At 52.9% G+C, this 15,071-nt stretch carries 12 protein-coding genes; 5 read left to right on the top strand and 7 right to left on the bottom strand.

Features of this window, described 5'->3' with window-relative positions; genetic code table 11:
* The first annotated feature begins 376 nt into the window (after nt 1–376).
* Entirely contained in the window at nt 377–2,461 is a 2,085-nt protein-coding gene (locus HMPREF2890_RS01945; protein WP_070464500.1) for a S9 family peptidase, read from the top strand.
* Between the two features lie 59 nt (nt 2,462–2,520).
* Here HMPREF2890_RS01945 and HMPREF2890_RS01940 read toward each other — a convergent pair whose 3' ends face one another.
* From HMPREF2890_RS01940 to HMPREF2890_RS01910, 7 genes are all read right to left on the bottom strand, one after another.
* Nucleotides 2,521–3,198 (bottom strand): RluA family pseudouridine synthase, encoded by a 678-nt coding sequence (locus HMPREF2890_RS01940; protein ID WP_070464498.1) that lies wholly within the window; start codon nt 3,196–3,198, stop codon nt 2,521–2,523.
* 4 nt (nt 3,199–3,202) lie between these two features.
* Complete coding sequence (gene fabG, locus HMPREF2890_RS01935) at nt 3,203–3,988, bottom strand: 3-oxoacyl-[acyl-carrier-protein] reductase (RefSeq protein WP_246825244.1); 786 nt, start codon at nt 3,986–3,988, stop codon at nt 3,203–3,205.
* A complete protein-coding gene (locus HMPREF2890_RS01930; protein WP_070464494.1) occupies nt 3,966–4,604 on the bottom strand; it encodes a TetR/AcrR family transcriptional regulator in 639 nt (212 codons plus the stop codon). The genes fabG and HMPREF2890_RS01930 overlap by 23 nt, the downstream gene beginning before the upstream one ends.
* Nucleotides 4,605–4,610: 6 nt before the next feature.
* Nucleotides 4,611–5,933, bottom strand: coding sequence for a ribosome biogenesis GTPase Der (der, locus tag HMPREF2890_RS01925; RefSeq protein ID WP_070464492.1), 1,323 nt, complete (start codon nt 5,931–5,933; stop codon nt 4,611–4,613).
* A 44-nt stretch (nt 5,934–5,977) separates the two neighbouring features.
* Entirely contained in the window at nt 5,978–6,880 is a 903-nt protein-coding gene (gene era, locus HMPREF2890_RS01920; protein ID WP_070464489.1) for a GTPase Era, read from the bottom strand.
* 9 nt (nt 6,881–6,889) lie between these two features.
* Nucleotides 6,890–7,903: a beta-ketoacyl-ACP synthase III gene (locus HMPREF2890_RS01915; protein ID WP_070464487.1), complete on the bottom strand. Its 1,014-nt coding sequence runs from the start codon at nt 7,901–7,903 to the stop codon at nt 6,890–6,892.
* Nucleotides 7,904–8,133: 230 nt separating this feature from the next.
* A complete protein-coding gene (locus HMPREF2890_RS01910) occupies nt 8,134–8,616 on the bottom strand; it encodes a helix-turn-helix domain-containing protein (RefSeq protein WP_070464485.1) in 483 nt (160 codons plus the stop codon).
* Between the two features lie 572 nt (nt 8,617–9,188).
* Here HMPREF2890_RS01910 and HMPREF2890_RS01905 point away from each other — a divergent pair.
* The 4 genes from HMPREF2890_RS01905 (at nt 9,189) to HMPREF2890_RS01890 (ending at nt 15,062) form a co-directional block, all read left to right on the top strand.
* Nucleotides 9,189–9,950 (top strand): dihydroorotate dehydrogenase electron transfer subunit, encoded by a 762-nt coding sequence (locus HMPREF2890_RS01905; RefSeq protein WP_246825243.1) that lies wholly within the window; start codon nt 9,189–9,191, stop codon nt 9,948–9,950.
* Nucleotides 9,951–9,955: 5 nt separating this feature from the next.
* Nucleotides 9,956–10,870 carry a dihydroorotate dehydrogenase gene (locus HMPREF2890_RS01900; RefSeq protein ID WP_070464571.1) on the top strand — a complete coding sequence of 305 codons (915 nt, stop codon included), beginning with the start codon at nt 9,956–9,958 and terminating at the stop codon, nt 10,868–10,870.
* Nucleotides 10,871–11,280: 410 nt separating this feature from the next.
* Complete coding sequence (gene leuS, locus HMPREF2890_RS01895; RefSeq protein WP_070464481.1) at nt 11,281–14,070, top strand: leucine--tRNA ligase; 2,790 nt, start codon at nt 11,281–11,283, stop codon at nt 14,068–14,070.
* 38 nt (nt 14,071–14,108) lie between these two features.
* The gene (locus HMPREF2890_RS01890; RefSeq protein ID WP_070464479.1) at nt 14,109–15,062 is read left to right on the top strand and encodes a YitT family protein; all 954 of its coding nucleotides are present in this window, start codon (nt 14,109–14,111) and stop codon (nt 15,060–15,062) included.
* Nucleotides 15,063–15,071 lie beyond the last annotated feature (9 nt).

Raw genomic sequence — 15,071 nt, 5'->3', positions numbered from 1 at the left:
TCTAATACCGATATTAGAGAAGACTAATATCGATATTAGACAAGACTAATATCGGTAAAAGAATTGAGCCTGCAGTCGGGGCGATTTTTCTGACATCTGTCGGCAGACAAAAAGAGTATGTCCGGTCTCTGATCAGGAGCCAGATGGTGGTGATAGGCTTAGAGGACTATCGCAAGCGCTTTGTAGTGCCGGAATAAGTCATCAATGCTGCTTTTAGTGTCTATCTGTCCGCTCCTATGAGGGGTATATGCCCCATTCGTCGCTCTCTCTGACTAATTTTTCTGACCGCTATGATCGGGAGGTGTCGTAATAATTGTGTACTTTCGCAATTGTGAAGTACGAAGCACAAATACCTTTTTAATCATAACACGTACACATGTCAAAATTCTTATCCCTTATGACCCTTGCGGCGACCGGAGCACTTATGCTCTGCTCTCCGGTGAGCGCAACAACGGCAAGTGAGACCGCCGGCGAGGGTAAAGTCTTCACCGCTGAGGCGATGCACAAGCTCTATCGCATCGGGGGCATCCAGCTCTCTCCGGACGGGAAGCACTTCATCTACACCCGCTCTATGGCTCAGCTTGAGCAGAATAACTTCTACTCCGAGATCATGGTCGGTGAGACTGGTAAGCCCGGTAGCGGACGAGCCATCCTCGGCAAGAATGCCGGTCACTCTCCGGTCTTCCTTGACGATCAGATGATTGCTTTTGTCTCCACAAAGGGCGACAAGGCTCAGATCGCTCTCTGCAACTTAGACGGCAGTAACCTCCGCGTGGTGTCGGACTATGACTTCGATGTGATCGACTTCCTTTACTCTCCCGATCGGAAGAAGGTGGTCGTCATACGCGAGGTGATGCTTCCGGAGATCTCCAAGGAGGAGAACCCTGACCTCGGGAAGCAGACCGGCCATATCTACGATGACTTGATGTACAAGCACTGGGATGAGTGGAATGTCTCCGTACCTCAGTCCTTCATCGCCACGGTAGGCACCGATGGCAAGGTCTCCAAGGAGCTTCGCTCAATCCTCAATGAGGGCGAGCTCTTTGAGTTGCCGACCAAGCCCTTTGGCGGTACCGAGCAGCTGAGCTGGACCAAGGACAGCAAGCAGATCGCTTACTCGTGCCGCAAGAAGGTGGGTAAGGAATACGCCATCTCGACCAATACGGATATTTATCTCTTTGACCTCGAGAGTGGCAAGACGACCAATCTGACAGAGGGGATGATGGGCTACGATACCAATCCCACCTTCTCTCCCGATGGGACTAAGCTCGCGTGGCTCAGCATGGAGCATGACGGCTGTGAGTCGGACCTCCCGAGGATCTTCGTGATGGATATGAAGAGCGGGAAGAAGACCTTTGTCTCCAAGGACTATGAGTACTACCCACAGCAGCTGGGCTGGTGCTCTTGTGGTAAGAAGCTCCGCTTTGTCACCCCAGATCACGGCACATCCAATCTCTTTAGCATCAATATTGAGACCGGGAAGGCTGAGCAGATGACAAAGTACGACCTCGCTGATGTGACGGGCTTTGCAGGCGAGGGAAAGGAGATGCTCCTCACTATCCAGTCAATGGCAGAGCCGACCTCCGCCTTTGCTTACAATGTGGCAAAGGGCGAGGCGACGAAGCTGACCCCTGACAATGATGCCTTCCTTGCTGACTATCCCAATGTGACCGTACAGCGTCACATCGTTAAGACGACCGATGGCAAGGATATGATCACTTGGTTCATATTGCCGCCCAACTTTGACCCCAAAAAGAAGTATCCTACAGTCCTCTTCTGTGAGGGAGGTCCTCAAAGCCCGGTGACACAATTCTGGAGCTACCGCTGGAACTTCCGCACCTTTGCCTCCGCAGGCTTCATCATGGTAGCGCCTAATCGTCGCGGTACCATCGGCAATGGTAAGGAGTGGACGGAGCAGATCTCCGGTGACTATGGTGGTCAGAATATCAAGGACTATCTCTCTGCGATCGACTACGCTGCCACGCTCCCCTATGTGGATAAGGATCGGCTCGGTGCCACCGGTGCCAGCTATGGTGGATTCTCTGTCTACTATCTCGCCGGGCACCATGAGGGTCGCTTCAAGGCCTTTGCTGCTCACGCCGGGATGTTCAATCTCGATGCGCAGTACTTGGAGACAGAGGAGCTCTGGTTTACTAACTGGGATCTCGGTGGTCCCTTCTGGGAGACAGATAAGGAGCGGGTACGCAACTCGTACTCCTTCTCTCCCCACCACTTTGTCGACAAGTGGGACACCCCGATCCTCTGCATTGCAGGCGGGGATGACTTCCGCATCCTCTTCTCACAGGGTATGCAGGCCTTCAATGCTGCTCAGCTGCGAGGCATCCCCTCTCGTATGCTCTACTTCCCTGATGAGAGCCACTGGATCCTGAAGCCGCAGAATAGCGTCCTCTTCTATCGCACCTGGATCGACTGGATGAATAAGTGGCTCAATAAGAAGTAACACGAGCCCTACAAAGCAAAAGAGAGGCTGCCCGATCATCTCGGACAGCCTCTCTTGTGTTATAGGTCTCGGACAGGATCCCAGACGGGGGTGGAGGGAAGTGGGGCGATAAAGGTGATCGGCTCTCGGCGGACCGGATGAGTCAGAGAGAGTGAGCGGGCATGGAGAGCTATGGACGCATCTGGGAGGGGGTGAGAGGCGCCGTACTTGACATCACCGACGATCGGGCAGCCTATGGCTGCCAGCTGTACACGGATCTGGTGATGCCGTCCGGTATGGAGGTGGATCTCCAGCAGCGTCTGCCCTTCGGTAGGCTGAGCCATCACTCGATACTCCAGCACCGCCTCCTTCGCCTCCTTCGTCACCGCGCGGACCGGGTAGCTCTTATTCTGATCCCTATTGCGAAGGAGATGGTGGGTCAAAGTGGCAGCGGGGCGATCCGGACGTCCCTCGACAAGGGCGAGGTAGACCTTCTCAAGGTCGTCCCTACGGCGAAAGGCGTCATTGAGTCGTGTGAGTGCCTTGCTGGTGCGTGCGAAGAGTACCACCCCGCTCACCGGTCGGTCAAGTCGGTGTGCCACCCCGAGGAAGACAGCACCGGGCTTATTGTACTTCTCCTTGATATAGGATTTGCAGGTCTCCACAAGTGGCTCATCTCCGGTACGATCCCCCTGCACGATCTCACCGGGAGCCTTGGAGACAGCGAGCAGGTGGTTGTCCTCGTAGAGTACCTCCATCGGATCAGAGTGCCATACCACCACAGACCTGCAGCACCTGTCCGGTGATGTAGGAGGCATCATCAGAGAGGAGGAAGGCAACTGCTCGGGCAACATCCTCCGGAGTGCCTGCCCGACGAAGCGGGATCTCTGTTGTCCACGCCTTCGTCTGCTCCTCGCTGAGCTGAGAGGTCATATCAGTCAGGATAAATCCGGGAGCGACCGCATTCACACGGATGCCTCGACTACCCACCTCCTTGGCGAGCGACTTCGTGAAGCCGACGATCCCGGCCTTGGAGGCAGAGTAATTGGTCTGACCGGCATTGCCGTGTAGACCAACAACCGAGGAGAGGCTGACGATGGCTCCGCTGCGAGCGCGGATCATAGTGGGGAGTAGGGCAGAGGTGACATTGAAGACACTCTTCAGATTTGCACCGATAACGCTGTCCCACTGCTCCTCGTCCATGCGCATCAGGAGTCCATCGTGAGTGATACCGGCATTATTAACTAAGTAATCAATGGTGCCGAAGTCTCTGAGCACGTCAGCGACAAAGACCTTGGCTGCCTCGTGGTCTGCAGCATCAAGAGCGTAGGCCTTGGACTCCACACCCATTCCACGGAGCTCCTCCTCAAGAGAGGCAGTATTGGCATTGAGCGATCTGCCACAGAAGGCTATTTGGACGCCTCTCGAGGCGAGCTCGAGACAGATGGCGCGACCGATGCCACGGCTTCCACCGGTGACGATGGCGGTCTTATGAGTCTGAGTAGTAGTCATATCTGGTATTGGATTATTCTTTGTCTTCTTTATCATTGCCTATCCCCTTGAGGATAAGGTCGTAGACGATAAAGTAGGTACGCATGAGCGACTCGCGTGAGCGTCCCAGCTGACCCCGGATGTAGGGTACCTCAAGCCCCTTGAGGCAGGCGTGTAGGAGCATCGTGGTGCGGGTCGGGTCAAGTGTGGGGCGAAAGTAGCCTCCGGAAATCCCCTCCTGCAGCATCTGGCGGATGAGACGTCGCTCGAGTACATCGAAGCGCACTCTGGCCCGCTCGAGGGTGGCAATGTCATTGAAGAACTCAGCCTCCAGTGTCCCATTCCACATCACTACATTATTGATCATCTCCTCACGGTGCCCTATGTAGCGCATGAGTTTCTCCGGTGTAGGGACGGGCTGATTGACAAACTTCTCCAGCTCGCTGTAGAGGAAGTCAAACTCCTCCTTGATCACCTCTAAGTAAATGTCCTCCTTGGTGCTGAAGTAGGTGTAGAGCGTGCGGCGGCTCTTGCCGGCACTCTTGGCAATGCCATTCATCGTGGTGTCACGGAAGCCCAGCGAAGCGAAGAGGTCTCGAGCTACCTTGATGAAGTGCTGTCGAGTCCGCTCCGCCGTTGCTGTGCGACGCTTCCGCTTCTTTACCTCAGCCATTGTGCGTCACTTCTCTCGGAAGAAGATGTTGATCGGGGTGCCACTGAAGTCCCAGTTGGCCCGTATCTTATTCTCAAGGAAGCGCTTGTAAGGCTCTTTGATCCACTGCGGCAGGTTGCAGAAGAAGACGAAGCTCGGGACAGTAACACCGGGGAGCATGGTGATGTACTTGATCTTGATCATCTTTCCCTTGATCATTGGGGGCGGGGTGGCGCCTATGATAGGAAGGAGTACCTTATTGAGCTGACCGGTGGAGATACGGGTCTTCCGCTTGGCATAGATCTCCTCAGCAAGATCGAGGATCTTAAGTACCCTTTGCCTCGTCAGGGCGGAGATGAAGAGGATCGGGAAGTCTGTGAATGGAGCCAGTCTGGCGCGGATGGCTGCCTTATATGTCTCCATGACTTCCTTACCCTTCTCCTCAATCAAGTCCCACTTATTGACACAAACGATGAGACCCTTGTTATTCTTTCGGACGATGGAGTAGACATTGACATCCACAGCCTCAATGCCTTGGGTGGCGTCAAGCATCAGGACACAGACGTCAGAATTCTCTATCGCCGTGATGCTACGGAGTACAGAGTAGTACTCAATATCCTCACTCACCTTCCTCTTCTCTCTCACACCGGCGGTGTCCACGAGGAGGAGGTTGTGCCCAAAGCGATCGTAATGTGTGTAGATAGAGTCCCTCGTGGTGCCGGAGATATCGGTCACGATGTGGCGATCCTCATCCAATAGTGTATTGACTAAGGTGGACTTACCGGCATTGGGACGGCCAACGATGGCGAGACGAAGCATATCCGGTACCTTCTCCTCCTCGATGCTTTCTTCCGGAAGCATCGAGACCAAGGCATCAAGGAAGTCACCCGTGCCGGCGCCGTTTGTGGCAGAGATTGGGTAGGGGTCCCCGAGTGAGAGGGCGTAAAACTCCGCAGCATAGGCATCCATGGTAAAGTTGTCTGCTTTATTTGCCACCACCATGAGCGGCTTGTCTGTGCGGCGAAGCATATTCGCAATCTCCATATCCAGTGGCGTGAGGCCCTCCTTCACATCCACGAGGAAGACGATAAGATCTGCCTCTGCAAGACCCATCTCTACCTGCTTATTGATAGCGGACTCAAAGGTCTCATCACTCTGACCGACCCAGCCACCGGTGTCGACTATGCTGAAGGAGCGCCCCTGCCACTCGCAGCGACCATACTGACGGTCGCGGGTGGTGCCGGGGGTGTCGGAGACGATCGCCGTACGGGACTCAGTGAGGCGATTGAAGAGAGTGGACTTGCCGACATTAGGTCGACCGACAAGTGCTACCAGTTTGCTATTGGCCATAGGGTGTATCTGTCTATTGTGTTATCGGTATTGAAATAGGTTACTCAGCTCTTGGACTCGTAACCGAAGGATTGGAGTGCTCGATCGCTATTGCGCCAGTCACCGGAGACCTCCACTTCAAGGCGGAGGAAGATCTTCTTACCGAAGAATCTCTCTAAGTCTCGACGGGCAAGGGTAGAGACTTTCTTAAGCGCTATGCCGCCCTTGCCGATGATGATCCCCTTCTGGGACTCTCGCTCGACAAAGATCGTCCCTGTGATGCGGATCAGGTCATCGGACTCCTTGAAGGACTCTATTGCAACCTCGCAGGAGTAGGGGACCTCCTCCCTGTAGTAGAGGAAGATCTTCTCGCGGATAATCTCCGAGACAAAAAAGCGTGCCGGCCTATCGGTCAGCGCATCCTCGTCAAAGTAAGGGGGCGCTACCGGGAGTAGCTCGGGGATGCGCTCCTTTAGATAAGGGATGCCGGCCCCATGCAGAGCAGCAAGAGGGAGGATCTCAGTGGCATTAGGAAGCCGGTCTCTCCAGCTCTCTATAAGTGCTGCCAGCTCCTCCTGACTCATAAGATCTGCCTTATTGATCAGGACGAGGACGGGGATGTCAAGCTTGGCCACTTGAGCGATGAAGTCCGCATTCTTGTCTGCCTGCTCAATGGTATCTGTGACATAAAGGAGGATGTCGGCATCCTCAAGGGCACTGCGTGAGAAGGAGAGCATATCCTCCTGCATACGATACTTGGGCTTGAGCACCCCCGGAGTGTCGCTGTAGACGATCTGCATACGATCGCTATTGACGATGCCAATAATGCGGTGTCTCGTCGTCTGCGACTTATTGGTGATGATGCTGAGTCGGTCACCTACCAGCTGATTCATCAGGGTAGACTTACCGACATTGGGGTTGCCAACGATGTTGACAAAGCCGCTCTTGAAGTTTTCTATCTTATTCATCTACTACTCTTACTCCTCCGGTGTGTCGTAAGCCCACTTAAGTAAGGCCGTCCCATAGGTGAGACCGGCGCCAAAGGCGGTCATTATGATATTATCTCCCCTTCGTATCTGTTTCTCGCACTCACTGAGAACAATGGGTATGGATGAGGAAGAGGTGTTGCCACAGTGCCCGATATTGACTAACAGTCGGTCCATCGGCAGCTCAAGGCGCTCAGCTACAGCACTCATAATCCTGAGATTGGCTTGGTGAGGAACCACCCATGCCACTTGATCCTTGGTGAGCCCATTTCGTGTGAGTACTTCTTGCGATGTCTCGCCCATAGTCGAGACTGCGCACTTGAAGATCACTCTTCCATTCATCTTGATGAAGTGCTCCCCACTATCAATCGTCTCGTGCGAGGCGGGTCGGGCGGAGCCTCCGGCAGGGATGATCAAGTCATCGCGGTGACCGATATTCTTATTCCCGATCAGGATGTCTATCACCCCCATATCGTCCTCAGTCGGCTCAATAAGTGTCGCAGCACCTCCATCGCCGAAGAGGGGTAGGGTCGACCGATCAGAGGGGTTGGCAAAGTAGCTATTCTTCTCTGCTGTCACCAGAAGGATCTTACGATACAGCCCACTCTCGACTAAGCCTCGAGCAATCTGCAGCCCGAAGATAAATCCGCTGCATGCCGCCTGAAAGTCGTAGCAGGGCACGCCATCAGGGATCCCCGTCTCGGCTGCTATGATGGATGCCGTTGATGGGAAGATATAGTCCGGGGAGTTTGTTGAGCAGATCACCATATCTATCGTCGATAGATCCATTGGGTGACGTCTCACCAAGTCACGGATTGCCTCCACGCCCAGCACAGAGGCTCCCTCAGTGCGGTCTCTCAGTATGTGACGCTGATGGATGCCGACCCGTGTCGTGATCCACTCGTCTGAGGTGTCAACCATCTTGGCAATGTCGTCATTGGTCAATATATCCTTGGGCAGATAGTGTCCAATGGCAGTGATAGCAGCTCTGAGGTGCTTTGTCATATAATGCTATAGAGTGTACGTCTGTGCCGTAGGAAGGGGAAGGAACAAGTGTGCAATCGGCAAACCCTTCTCCTTTACAACGCCAAAGGTACAAATTTCTCATCTTATCTGATGAGTGTGCAATTTGCCTACACTGGCACTACATCCCGTAGCGTATGCATAGAGAGCAAGAACCTGTCGAAGAACTCTCCCTGTCGGCCTAGCTTTGCAGAGAGCATCCAGCGGCAGCGTCACTGAGGGTCGGTCTGCAGATCGCCTGGGCGTGAGGGGTAGAGTGTCTCGTAGGTGTTGTCATCGTAGTAGATGATGACCCTCTGCACCCGCTTGACCGACACTTTCGCAAAAGGACCGAGTGAAGGAAGACTTTTTCTCTCGGTAGGCGATTTTTCCGAGCTCGTCCGGGGCTCGGGAGTAGGCCTTTCAGTGAAGTTGGTCGCTGCTGTAGTACCTTGGAAAAGGGAGATCGTGGAGCTCTTTGCTCGCTCCTCACTATAAGCCTCTGTCCACATCGAGCCATTGCCATGTAGGAGCCATTCGTACTCGTACTGGGGGTACGTGCTGAGTATCTTCGTGATTACCTCTATGCTGGGATTATTTCTCCCGGTGAGTACGTGATTCAGCGTCGACGTATTGATGCCGGTAGACTCTGCGAAGGCGGCCTGGGTGACTCCCTCAGTCTCTATGATTAGCTTAATTCGGTCCCTTGTATCCATATATAAATGTATAATTGGTGTTCAGAGTCGTGTATACCCACTCTCACTATGCAAATATATATGTAAACATCGATACAATCCCACTTGAATGGATGGATTAACGATCACGAGTATCAATGCGTGTGTGTAGCCACTTAGAATAGTGTCAATCGTTATGGTGTTAAATTAATGGTTTCCAACACTCTATAATTCATGAAAACGTGTCAGACAGCTACTGAGGGATCCTTGCGGTTCATAAAGGCTAAATTAATTCTAAATATTCGTCTATAACTTAATGGTATTCATGGCTATACAACCTCAGATTACAAGACGCTTCCTTGAGGATTTCAGAGTGCTTATTGTTCCACGAATGGGTGGGGATAGTCCACGAGGACAGAGAGTTTTCCGAGCGGCGTCTCTGTATGTATACATTCTTTGGTCTGTATGTACGTATACCAGTGTTTACTTATGTGGATATTCGAGGGTGTCTATGATTGGAGTGTGGGGAGATAAGGTAATAATCGTAAATTTGGGAGTATGAGATGAACCTTGAATAGACGAGTGGGGGAGGCATTCCGAAATGTATGCGACAGATGAAAGACCTAACGATGTCCGTGTGCGACATACGACACTACAGCGATACGCTCTATGGCATACGCTTGGAGCCTATTGATAGGGCAATTAAGGTGACACCCTTTGCCCCCGGACAATTCGTACAGCTACGGATCCATGCACCGGAGGTACTACTGAGACGCCCTATCTCTATTTATGGAGGGAGTGAGAAGCACTTAGACCTACTGATCCAAGTGGCCGGCAAGGCGACACGTTACTTGAGAGACGCTCCCATAGGGACGAGCGTGGAGGTACTGGGACCCCTCGGTAACCACTTTAGCGATCCTATCGGTGAGAGTCCTCTATTGGTAGGTGGCGGAGTGGGCATTGCCCCCCTCCTGACGATGGGTCGCCACCTACTCAGTCAAGGATACGAGCCGACTTTTCTCCTCGGAGCTCGTACTGACAGCGCTTTTCCTGATCTTGCCCCCTTTGAGGAAGTGGGCGATCTCCTCATCACTACGGAGGATGGGAGCCTCGGCGAGCAAGGCTTCGTGACTGAGCACACTATCTGGGGCAAGAGGACATTTTCTGATATATACTGCTGTGGTCCCACCCCGATGATGAAGGCGGTTGCAGATATCGCCCGTAGGAATAAAATCAGGTGCGAAGTGTCTCTGGAGAATATGATGGCTTGTGGCATCGGTATCTGTCTCTGCTGCGTAGAGCCAACTGTGCGTGGTAATGTATGCGTCTGTACGGAGGGACCTGTATTTAATATCGAGGATCTATTGTGGCAATGAAGCAGATGAACGACTTAACGACTAGGATAGGCAGTCTCGTGCTGAAAAATCCTGTCACTACAGCCTCCGGAACCTTTGGCGATGGTGTGCTGATGAATCAGGTGTACGATGTCTCTCAGCTGGGTGGGATCTTTGCGAAAGCGGTGACGCTGGAGCCACGTCAGGGAAATCCAAAGCCGCGTATGGCGGAGACCCCCTCGGGGATGATCAATGCTGTCGGGCTGCAAAATAAGGGGCTTGACTACTGGATTGATCACATCTATCCCGAGGCCAATCAGCTGGGCACCGAGATCATCCCTAATGTGAGCGGCTCAACGATAGCCTCTTACGTGCAGGTGGCAGAGGCTCTCAATGACCTTGACCTGATACATGCGATCGAACTGAATATCTCCTGTCCCAACGTGAAGGATGGGGGAATGCTCTACGGTGTCTCTTGCGAAGGCACTGCCGAGATCGTAAAGGCAGTGCGGAGGGTATTTGATAAGACGCTCATCGTCAAGCTTACGCCCAATGTGACCAGCATCACCGACATTGCTCAGGCTGCTGTGGACGAGGGCGCTGATGCACTATCGCTGATCAATACCATTATGGCTATGGCAGTGGATGCGGAGCGTATGAGACCAAAGATCTCCACCATCACCGGTGGTCTCTCAGGCCCTGCAGTCAAGCCTGTGGCGCTAAGGATGGTGTGGCAGGTATCTCAGGTCGTCGATGTGCCGCTGATAGGTATTGGTGGGATCTGCGACTGGAGGGATGCGATCGAGTTCATCCTATGTGGTGCCTCGGCAGTTCAGATCGGCACGCAGAATTTTGTCGATCCTCTGGCTCCACTCGGTGTAATTGCAGGGATCGACGACTATATGACCCGCCACCACTTCTCGTCCATTACGGAAATGGTTGGGGCGCTGGTCACCGACTAAGGCGCCCCCCCTTGTACGACGCTCCTTTTTTTGCTTATGTCCATCCATTAGATACCATAGTTTGTGACGGACGAGAGGGAGCAGGGACACACTCGATTCTTTTACCGGTATTAGTCGTCACTAATACCGGTAAAAGAATTCACTAATACCGATATTAGACTGAGTGTTCATTTGGCAGAGGTACGCTTGGCTTTGTGAAAGACCTGATGTGATCCTTTATCTATTGATAATCAGCCTGCAGTGATCCAATTAAAATTGCTCTCTCAGCTTTGGCTATGAGGCTAAGGCTTGAGATGGCGGATCCCGAGGCGACAGCCACTGAAAAGTGGGCATTCTGAGAAGCAGAGTTGTCATTTTTTTGGTATTTTTGCACGCAATAGAATAGTCTGACAGACCAAGAGAGTAGCTTTATGTCCTACAACTTCACAGAGATAGAGAAAAAGTGGCAAGCCTGGTGGCGAGACCACAATATATATAAGGTCACGGAGGAGCCATCTAAGAAGAAGTTTTACTGCTTGGATATGTTCCCTTACCCCTCTGGAGCTGGTCTCCATGTGGGGCATCCGCTTGGCTACATTGCCTCGGACATACTGAGTAGGTACAAGCGACTCTGCGGCTTCAATGTCCTGCACCCCATGGGATATGATGCCTATGGTCTGCCGGCAGAGCAGTATGCGATCCAGACGGGACAGCATCCCGCCGTCACCACCAAGATCAATACCGACAGGTACAGGAAGCAGCTGGACAACATCGGCTTCTCTTACGACTGGAGTCGAATGGTCATGACCTGTGATCCGGAGTACTACAAGTGGACGCAGTGGGCATTTATCCAGATGTTCCACTCCTACTACGATACTGAGGAGGATAAGGCTCAGCCGATCTCCACGCTTGTGGATCACCTGTCCAAGAGGGGAACAGAAGGACTGAGCGCCGAGGGGTCTGAGGAGCTCTCGTTCAGCGCTGATGAGTGGAATGGATGGGATGAGAAGAAGCAGCAGGAGGTGCTGATGAATTACCGGCTCGCTTATAGAGGCGAGACGATGGTCAATTGGTGTCCTGCCCTTGGTACCGTGCTCGCTAATGATGAGGTGAGTGAAGGCTTATCTGTACGCGGTGGGCATCCTGTGGAGCAGAAGGTTATGAAGCAGTGGTGCCTTCGCGTGTCAGCTTATGCAGAGAGACTTCTGTCTGGTCTGGACCATATAGACTGGACACCCTCGATCAAGGAGACCCAGCGCAACTGGATCGGTCGCTCAGAGGGGGCGGAGATCACTTTTCACCTCAAGGATAGTGAAGAGTCGATTACGGTCTTCACCACGCGGGCGGATACGCTCTACGGGGTGACCTTTATGGTGCTTGCGCCAGAGAGCCCTCTGGTGCAGGAGGTGACTACGGCTGGGCAGAGGGAGGCTGTTGAGGCCTATCTTGATCGGACGAAGAGACGATCCGAGAGGGAGCGTATGATGGACCACTCGGTCTCCGGAGTCTTCTCCGGCAGCTACGCCATCCACCCAATAACGGGCGAGGAGATCCCGATCTGGATCAGCGACTATGTACTCATCGGCTATGGTACCGGTGCCGTGATGGCAGTACCGGCTCACGACTCCAGAGACTTTGCCTTTGCAAAGCACTTCTCTCTCCCTATCATCCAAGTGGTACAGGGGAGAGGCACTGAGGTGAGCGACCCGGCAACGTGGGAGGAGTCTCTTGATAGTCACGAGGGGACGATGATCCACTCCGGCTTCCTCGATGGGATGAGTGTCGATGAGGCGATCGCTGCGATGAGGGACTACGTAGACGAGCACAAGCTTGGTCGCAAGCGTGTCAATTACCGACTGAGGGATGCGATATTCAGCCGACAGAGATACTGGGGGGAGCCGATCCCCGTCTACTACAAGGACGGCATCCCTTACACGCTGGATGAGTCGGAGCTGCCACTGGAGCTCCCCGAGGTGGACAAGTATCTGCCTACAGAGTCAGGCGAGCCACCTCTCGGACGGGCCAAGGACTGGTGTACCAAGGAGGGCTACCCCCTGGAGTTGTGCACGATGCCCGGGTTTGCCGGCAGCTCAGCCTACTACCTGCGCTATATGGATCCGCACAATCGGCAGGCACTTGTCAGCAAGGAGGCTAATGAGTACTGGAGAAGTGTGGACGTCTACGTGGGGGGGACAGAGCATGCGACCGGTCACCTGATCTATAGTCGCTTCTGGAATAAATTCCTTTACGACCTCGGCTATGTCTGCGAGGATGAGCCCTTCCGTAAGCTGATCAATCAAGGCATGATCCAGGGAAAGTCAAGCTTTGCCTATCGTGTCATCGGGACCAATACTTTCGTCTCACTGGGTAAGAAGGATGCCTATGAGGTCCAGCCGATCCATGTGTCGGTCGGGATCGTCCATAATGACCGACTGGATCTGGATGCCTTCAAGGCCTCTCAGCACGAACTTAGTGATGCAGACTTTATCCTTGAGGACGATGGCTCCTATATCTGCGGTAGTGCAGTGGAGAAGATGAGCAAGTCGTACCTCAATGTGGTCAACCCTGACGATATCATCGAGCAGTATGGCGCTGATACCCTGAGGGTCTATGAGATGTTCCTCGGTCCGATAGAGCAATCCAAGCCTTGGGATACAAATGGAATCGATGGAGCCTTCCGTTTCCTCCGTCGCATCTATGGCTTCTTCTTTGATGACGAAGGGGAGTTAAAGGTGACCGATGACAAGCCGTCAAAGGACTCGCTGAAGTCCCTGCACACTGCGCTTAAGAAGGTGACCGAGGGCATTGAGTCCTACTCCTTCAATACCTGTGTGAGTGCGATGATGGTCTGCGCAAATGACCTTGCGAGCCAAAAGTGTACCTCAATGTCATTACTTCAGGACTTTATCGTAATGCTTTCTCCCTTTGCGCCGCACCTCGCTGAGGAGGTGTGGCATGCACTGGGACACTCTGATAGTGTCGTGGATGCCAAGTGGCCGGAACTAAATGAGGACTTCCTCAAGGAGTCCACGATTACCTACCCGATATCCTTCAATGGTAAGGTGCGCTTCACGATGGATCTCCCTGCAGAGATGAGTAAGGTAGAGATTGAGGAGGAGGTGCTTCGGTCTGAGGATACTCTGCGATACCTTGAGGGTAAAGAGCCTCAGAGGGTCATCGTGGTACCTCATAAGATTGTCAATATTGTCCTTGGAAAGTAAGGACGCTTTCACGAATAGTTTTATTTAACTTATAAATCATGGGCATAAGTAAATCAGCTAAGCTCTGGCGCGAGGTAGAGGATTATATCCTGATCTTCCTTACTCTGCTCCTGTACACCTTCTTCTGGAGAGGGTTTATCTTTTCGCACGAGATCACCTCGGGCGGACTCTCCGGTATCGCCTCTGTCATTACTTGGGCCTGTGATAAGGCCGGTATGACCTTTGACGTGGGTTGGCCTTATAATATCATCAATGGTATCCTAGTGATCCTGTCGGTGATCATACTGGGGTGGAAGTTCTCCATCCGCACTGTATTTAGCGTGATTGTCCTTGGTATCTCTATACCGGCTTCAGGACAATTCTTTGATACCCCGATGCTGCCCGATGATCCGGCTATGGCTGTGATCATCGGATCTATCGGTATCGGATTCAGCCTTGCAATGATCTTTGCAAGGGGTGGCTCGACGGGTGGTACCGATATTATCGCATCAATCATCAATAAGTACAAGCATATGGCCATTGGCCGTGCTCTCTTAGCGATCGATGTGATCACCGTGGGACTCTCATGGTTTATCTTTCAGGATCCGGACAAGCTGGTATACTCCTTTATCCAGATCATCACCTGCAATCTCTCGGTAGACTTCTTCCTCAATGGCTACCGTCAGTGTGTGCAGTTCTTCATCATCTCCTCTAAGTACGAAGAGATCAGTCAGCTGATCATCAAGGAGGCAGGTCGCGGTGTGACCCTGCTCAAGGGTGTAGGGGCATTCTCCGGATCTGATATGAAGGTGATGATGGTCATTGCCAGACGCGCTCAGACAGCTACGATTATGAGGATTGTGAAGGACATTGACGAGCGAGCCTTTATCACCGAGGCACCAGTGAGGGGAGTCTATGGCGAGGGCTTTGACGTCAATTATGTCAAGCCCACGAAGAAACAGAGAGAGGGGCTTGAGGAGGTGGCCTCTAAGGCGAGCCAAGGTGAGGACTAACCGGAGTAA

This window comes from Porphyromonas sp. HMSC065F10, assembly GCF_001808555.1.
GTDB lineage: Bacteria > Bacteroidota > Bacteroidia > Bacteroidales > Porphyromonadaceae > Porphyromonas_A.
Note: the sequence above shows the minus strand (reverse complement) of the source record. Positions and strands in the feature narration are given on the sequence as shown.

What these genes read in the sequence shown, in the direction of transcription:
- HMPREF2890_RS01945 (WP_070464500.1), top strand. Translation starts at nt 377, where the DNA reads ATGTCAAAATTCTTATCCCTTATGACCCTTGCGGCGACCGGAGCACTT.
- HMPREF2890_RS01940 (WP_070464498.1), bottom strand. Translation starts at nt 3,198, where the DNA reads ATGGAGGTACTCTACGAGGACAACCACCTGCTCGCTGTCTCCAAGGCT.
- fabG (WP_246825244.1), bottom strand. Translation starts at nt 3,988, where the DNA reads ATGATAAAGAAGACAAAGAATAATCCAATACCAGATATGACTACTACT.
- HMPREF2890_RS01930 (WP_070464494.1), bottom strand. Translation starts at nt 4,604, where the DNA reads ATGGCTGAGGTAAAGAAGCGGAAGCGTCGCACAGCAACGGCGGAGCGG.
- der (WP_070464492.1), bottom strand. Translation starts at nt 5,933, where the DNA reads ATGGCCAATAGCAAACTGGTAGCACTTGTCGGTCGACCTAATGTCGGC.
- era (WP_070464489.1), bottom strand. Translation starts at nt 6,880, where the DNA reads ATGAATAAGATAGAAAACTTCAAGAGCGGCTTTGTCAACATCGTTGGC.
- HMPREF2890_RS01915 (WP_070464487.1), bottom strand. Translation starts at nt 7,903, where the DNA reads ATGACAAAGCACCTCAGAGCTGCTATCACTGCCATTGGACACTATCTG.
- HMPREF2890_RS01910 (WP_070464485.1), bottom strand. Translation starts at nt 8,616, where the DNA reads ATGGATACAAGGGACCGAATTAAGCTAATCATAGAGACTGAGGGAGTC.
- HMPREF2890_RS01905 (WP_246825243.1), top strand. Translation starts at nt 9,189, where the DNA reads ATGAAAGACCTAACGATGTCCGTGTGCGACATACGACACTACAGCGAT.
- HMPREF2890_RS01900 (WP_070464571.1), top strand. Translation starts at nt 9,956, where the DNA reads ATGAACGACTTAACGACTAGGATAGGCAGTCTCGTGCTGAAAAATCCT.
- leuS (WP_070464481.1), top strand. Translation starts at nt 11,281, where the DNA reads ATGTCCTACAACTTCACAGAGATAGAGAAAAAGTGGCAAGCCTGGTGG.
- HMPREF2890_RS01890 (WP_070464479.1), top strand. Translation starts at nt 14,109, where the DNA reads ATGGGCATAAGTAAATCAGCTAAGCTCTGGCGCGAGGTAGAGGATTAT.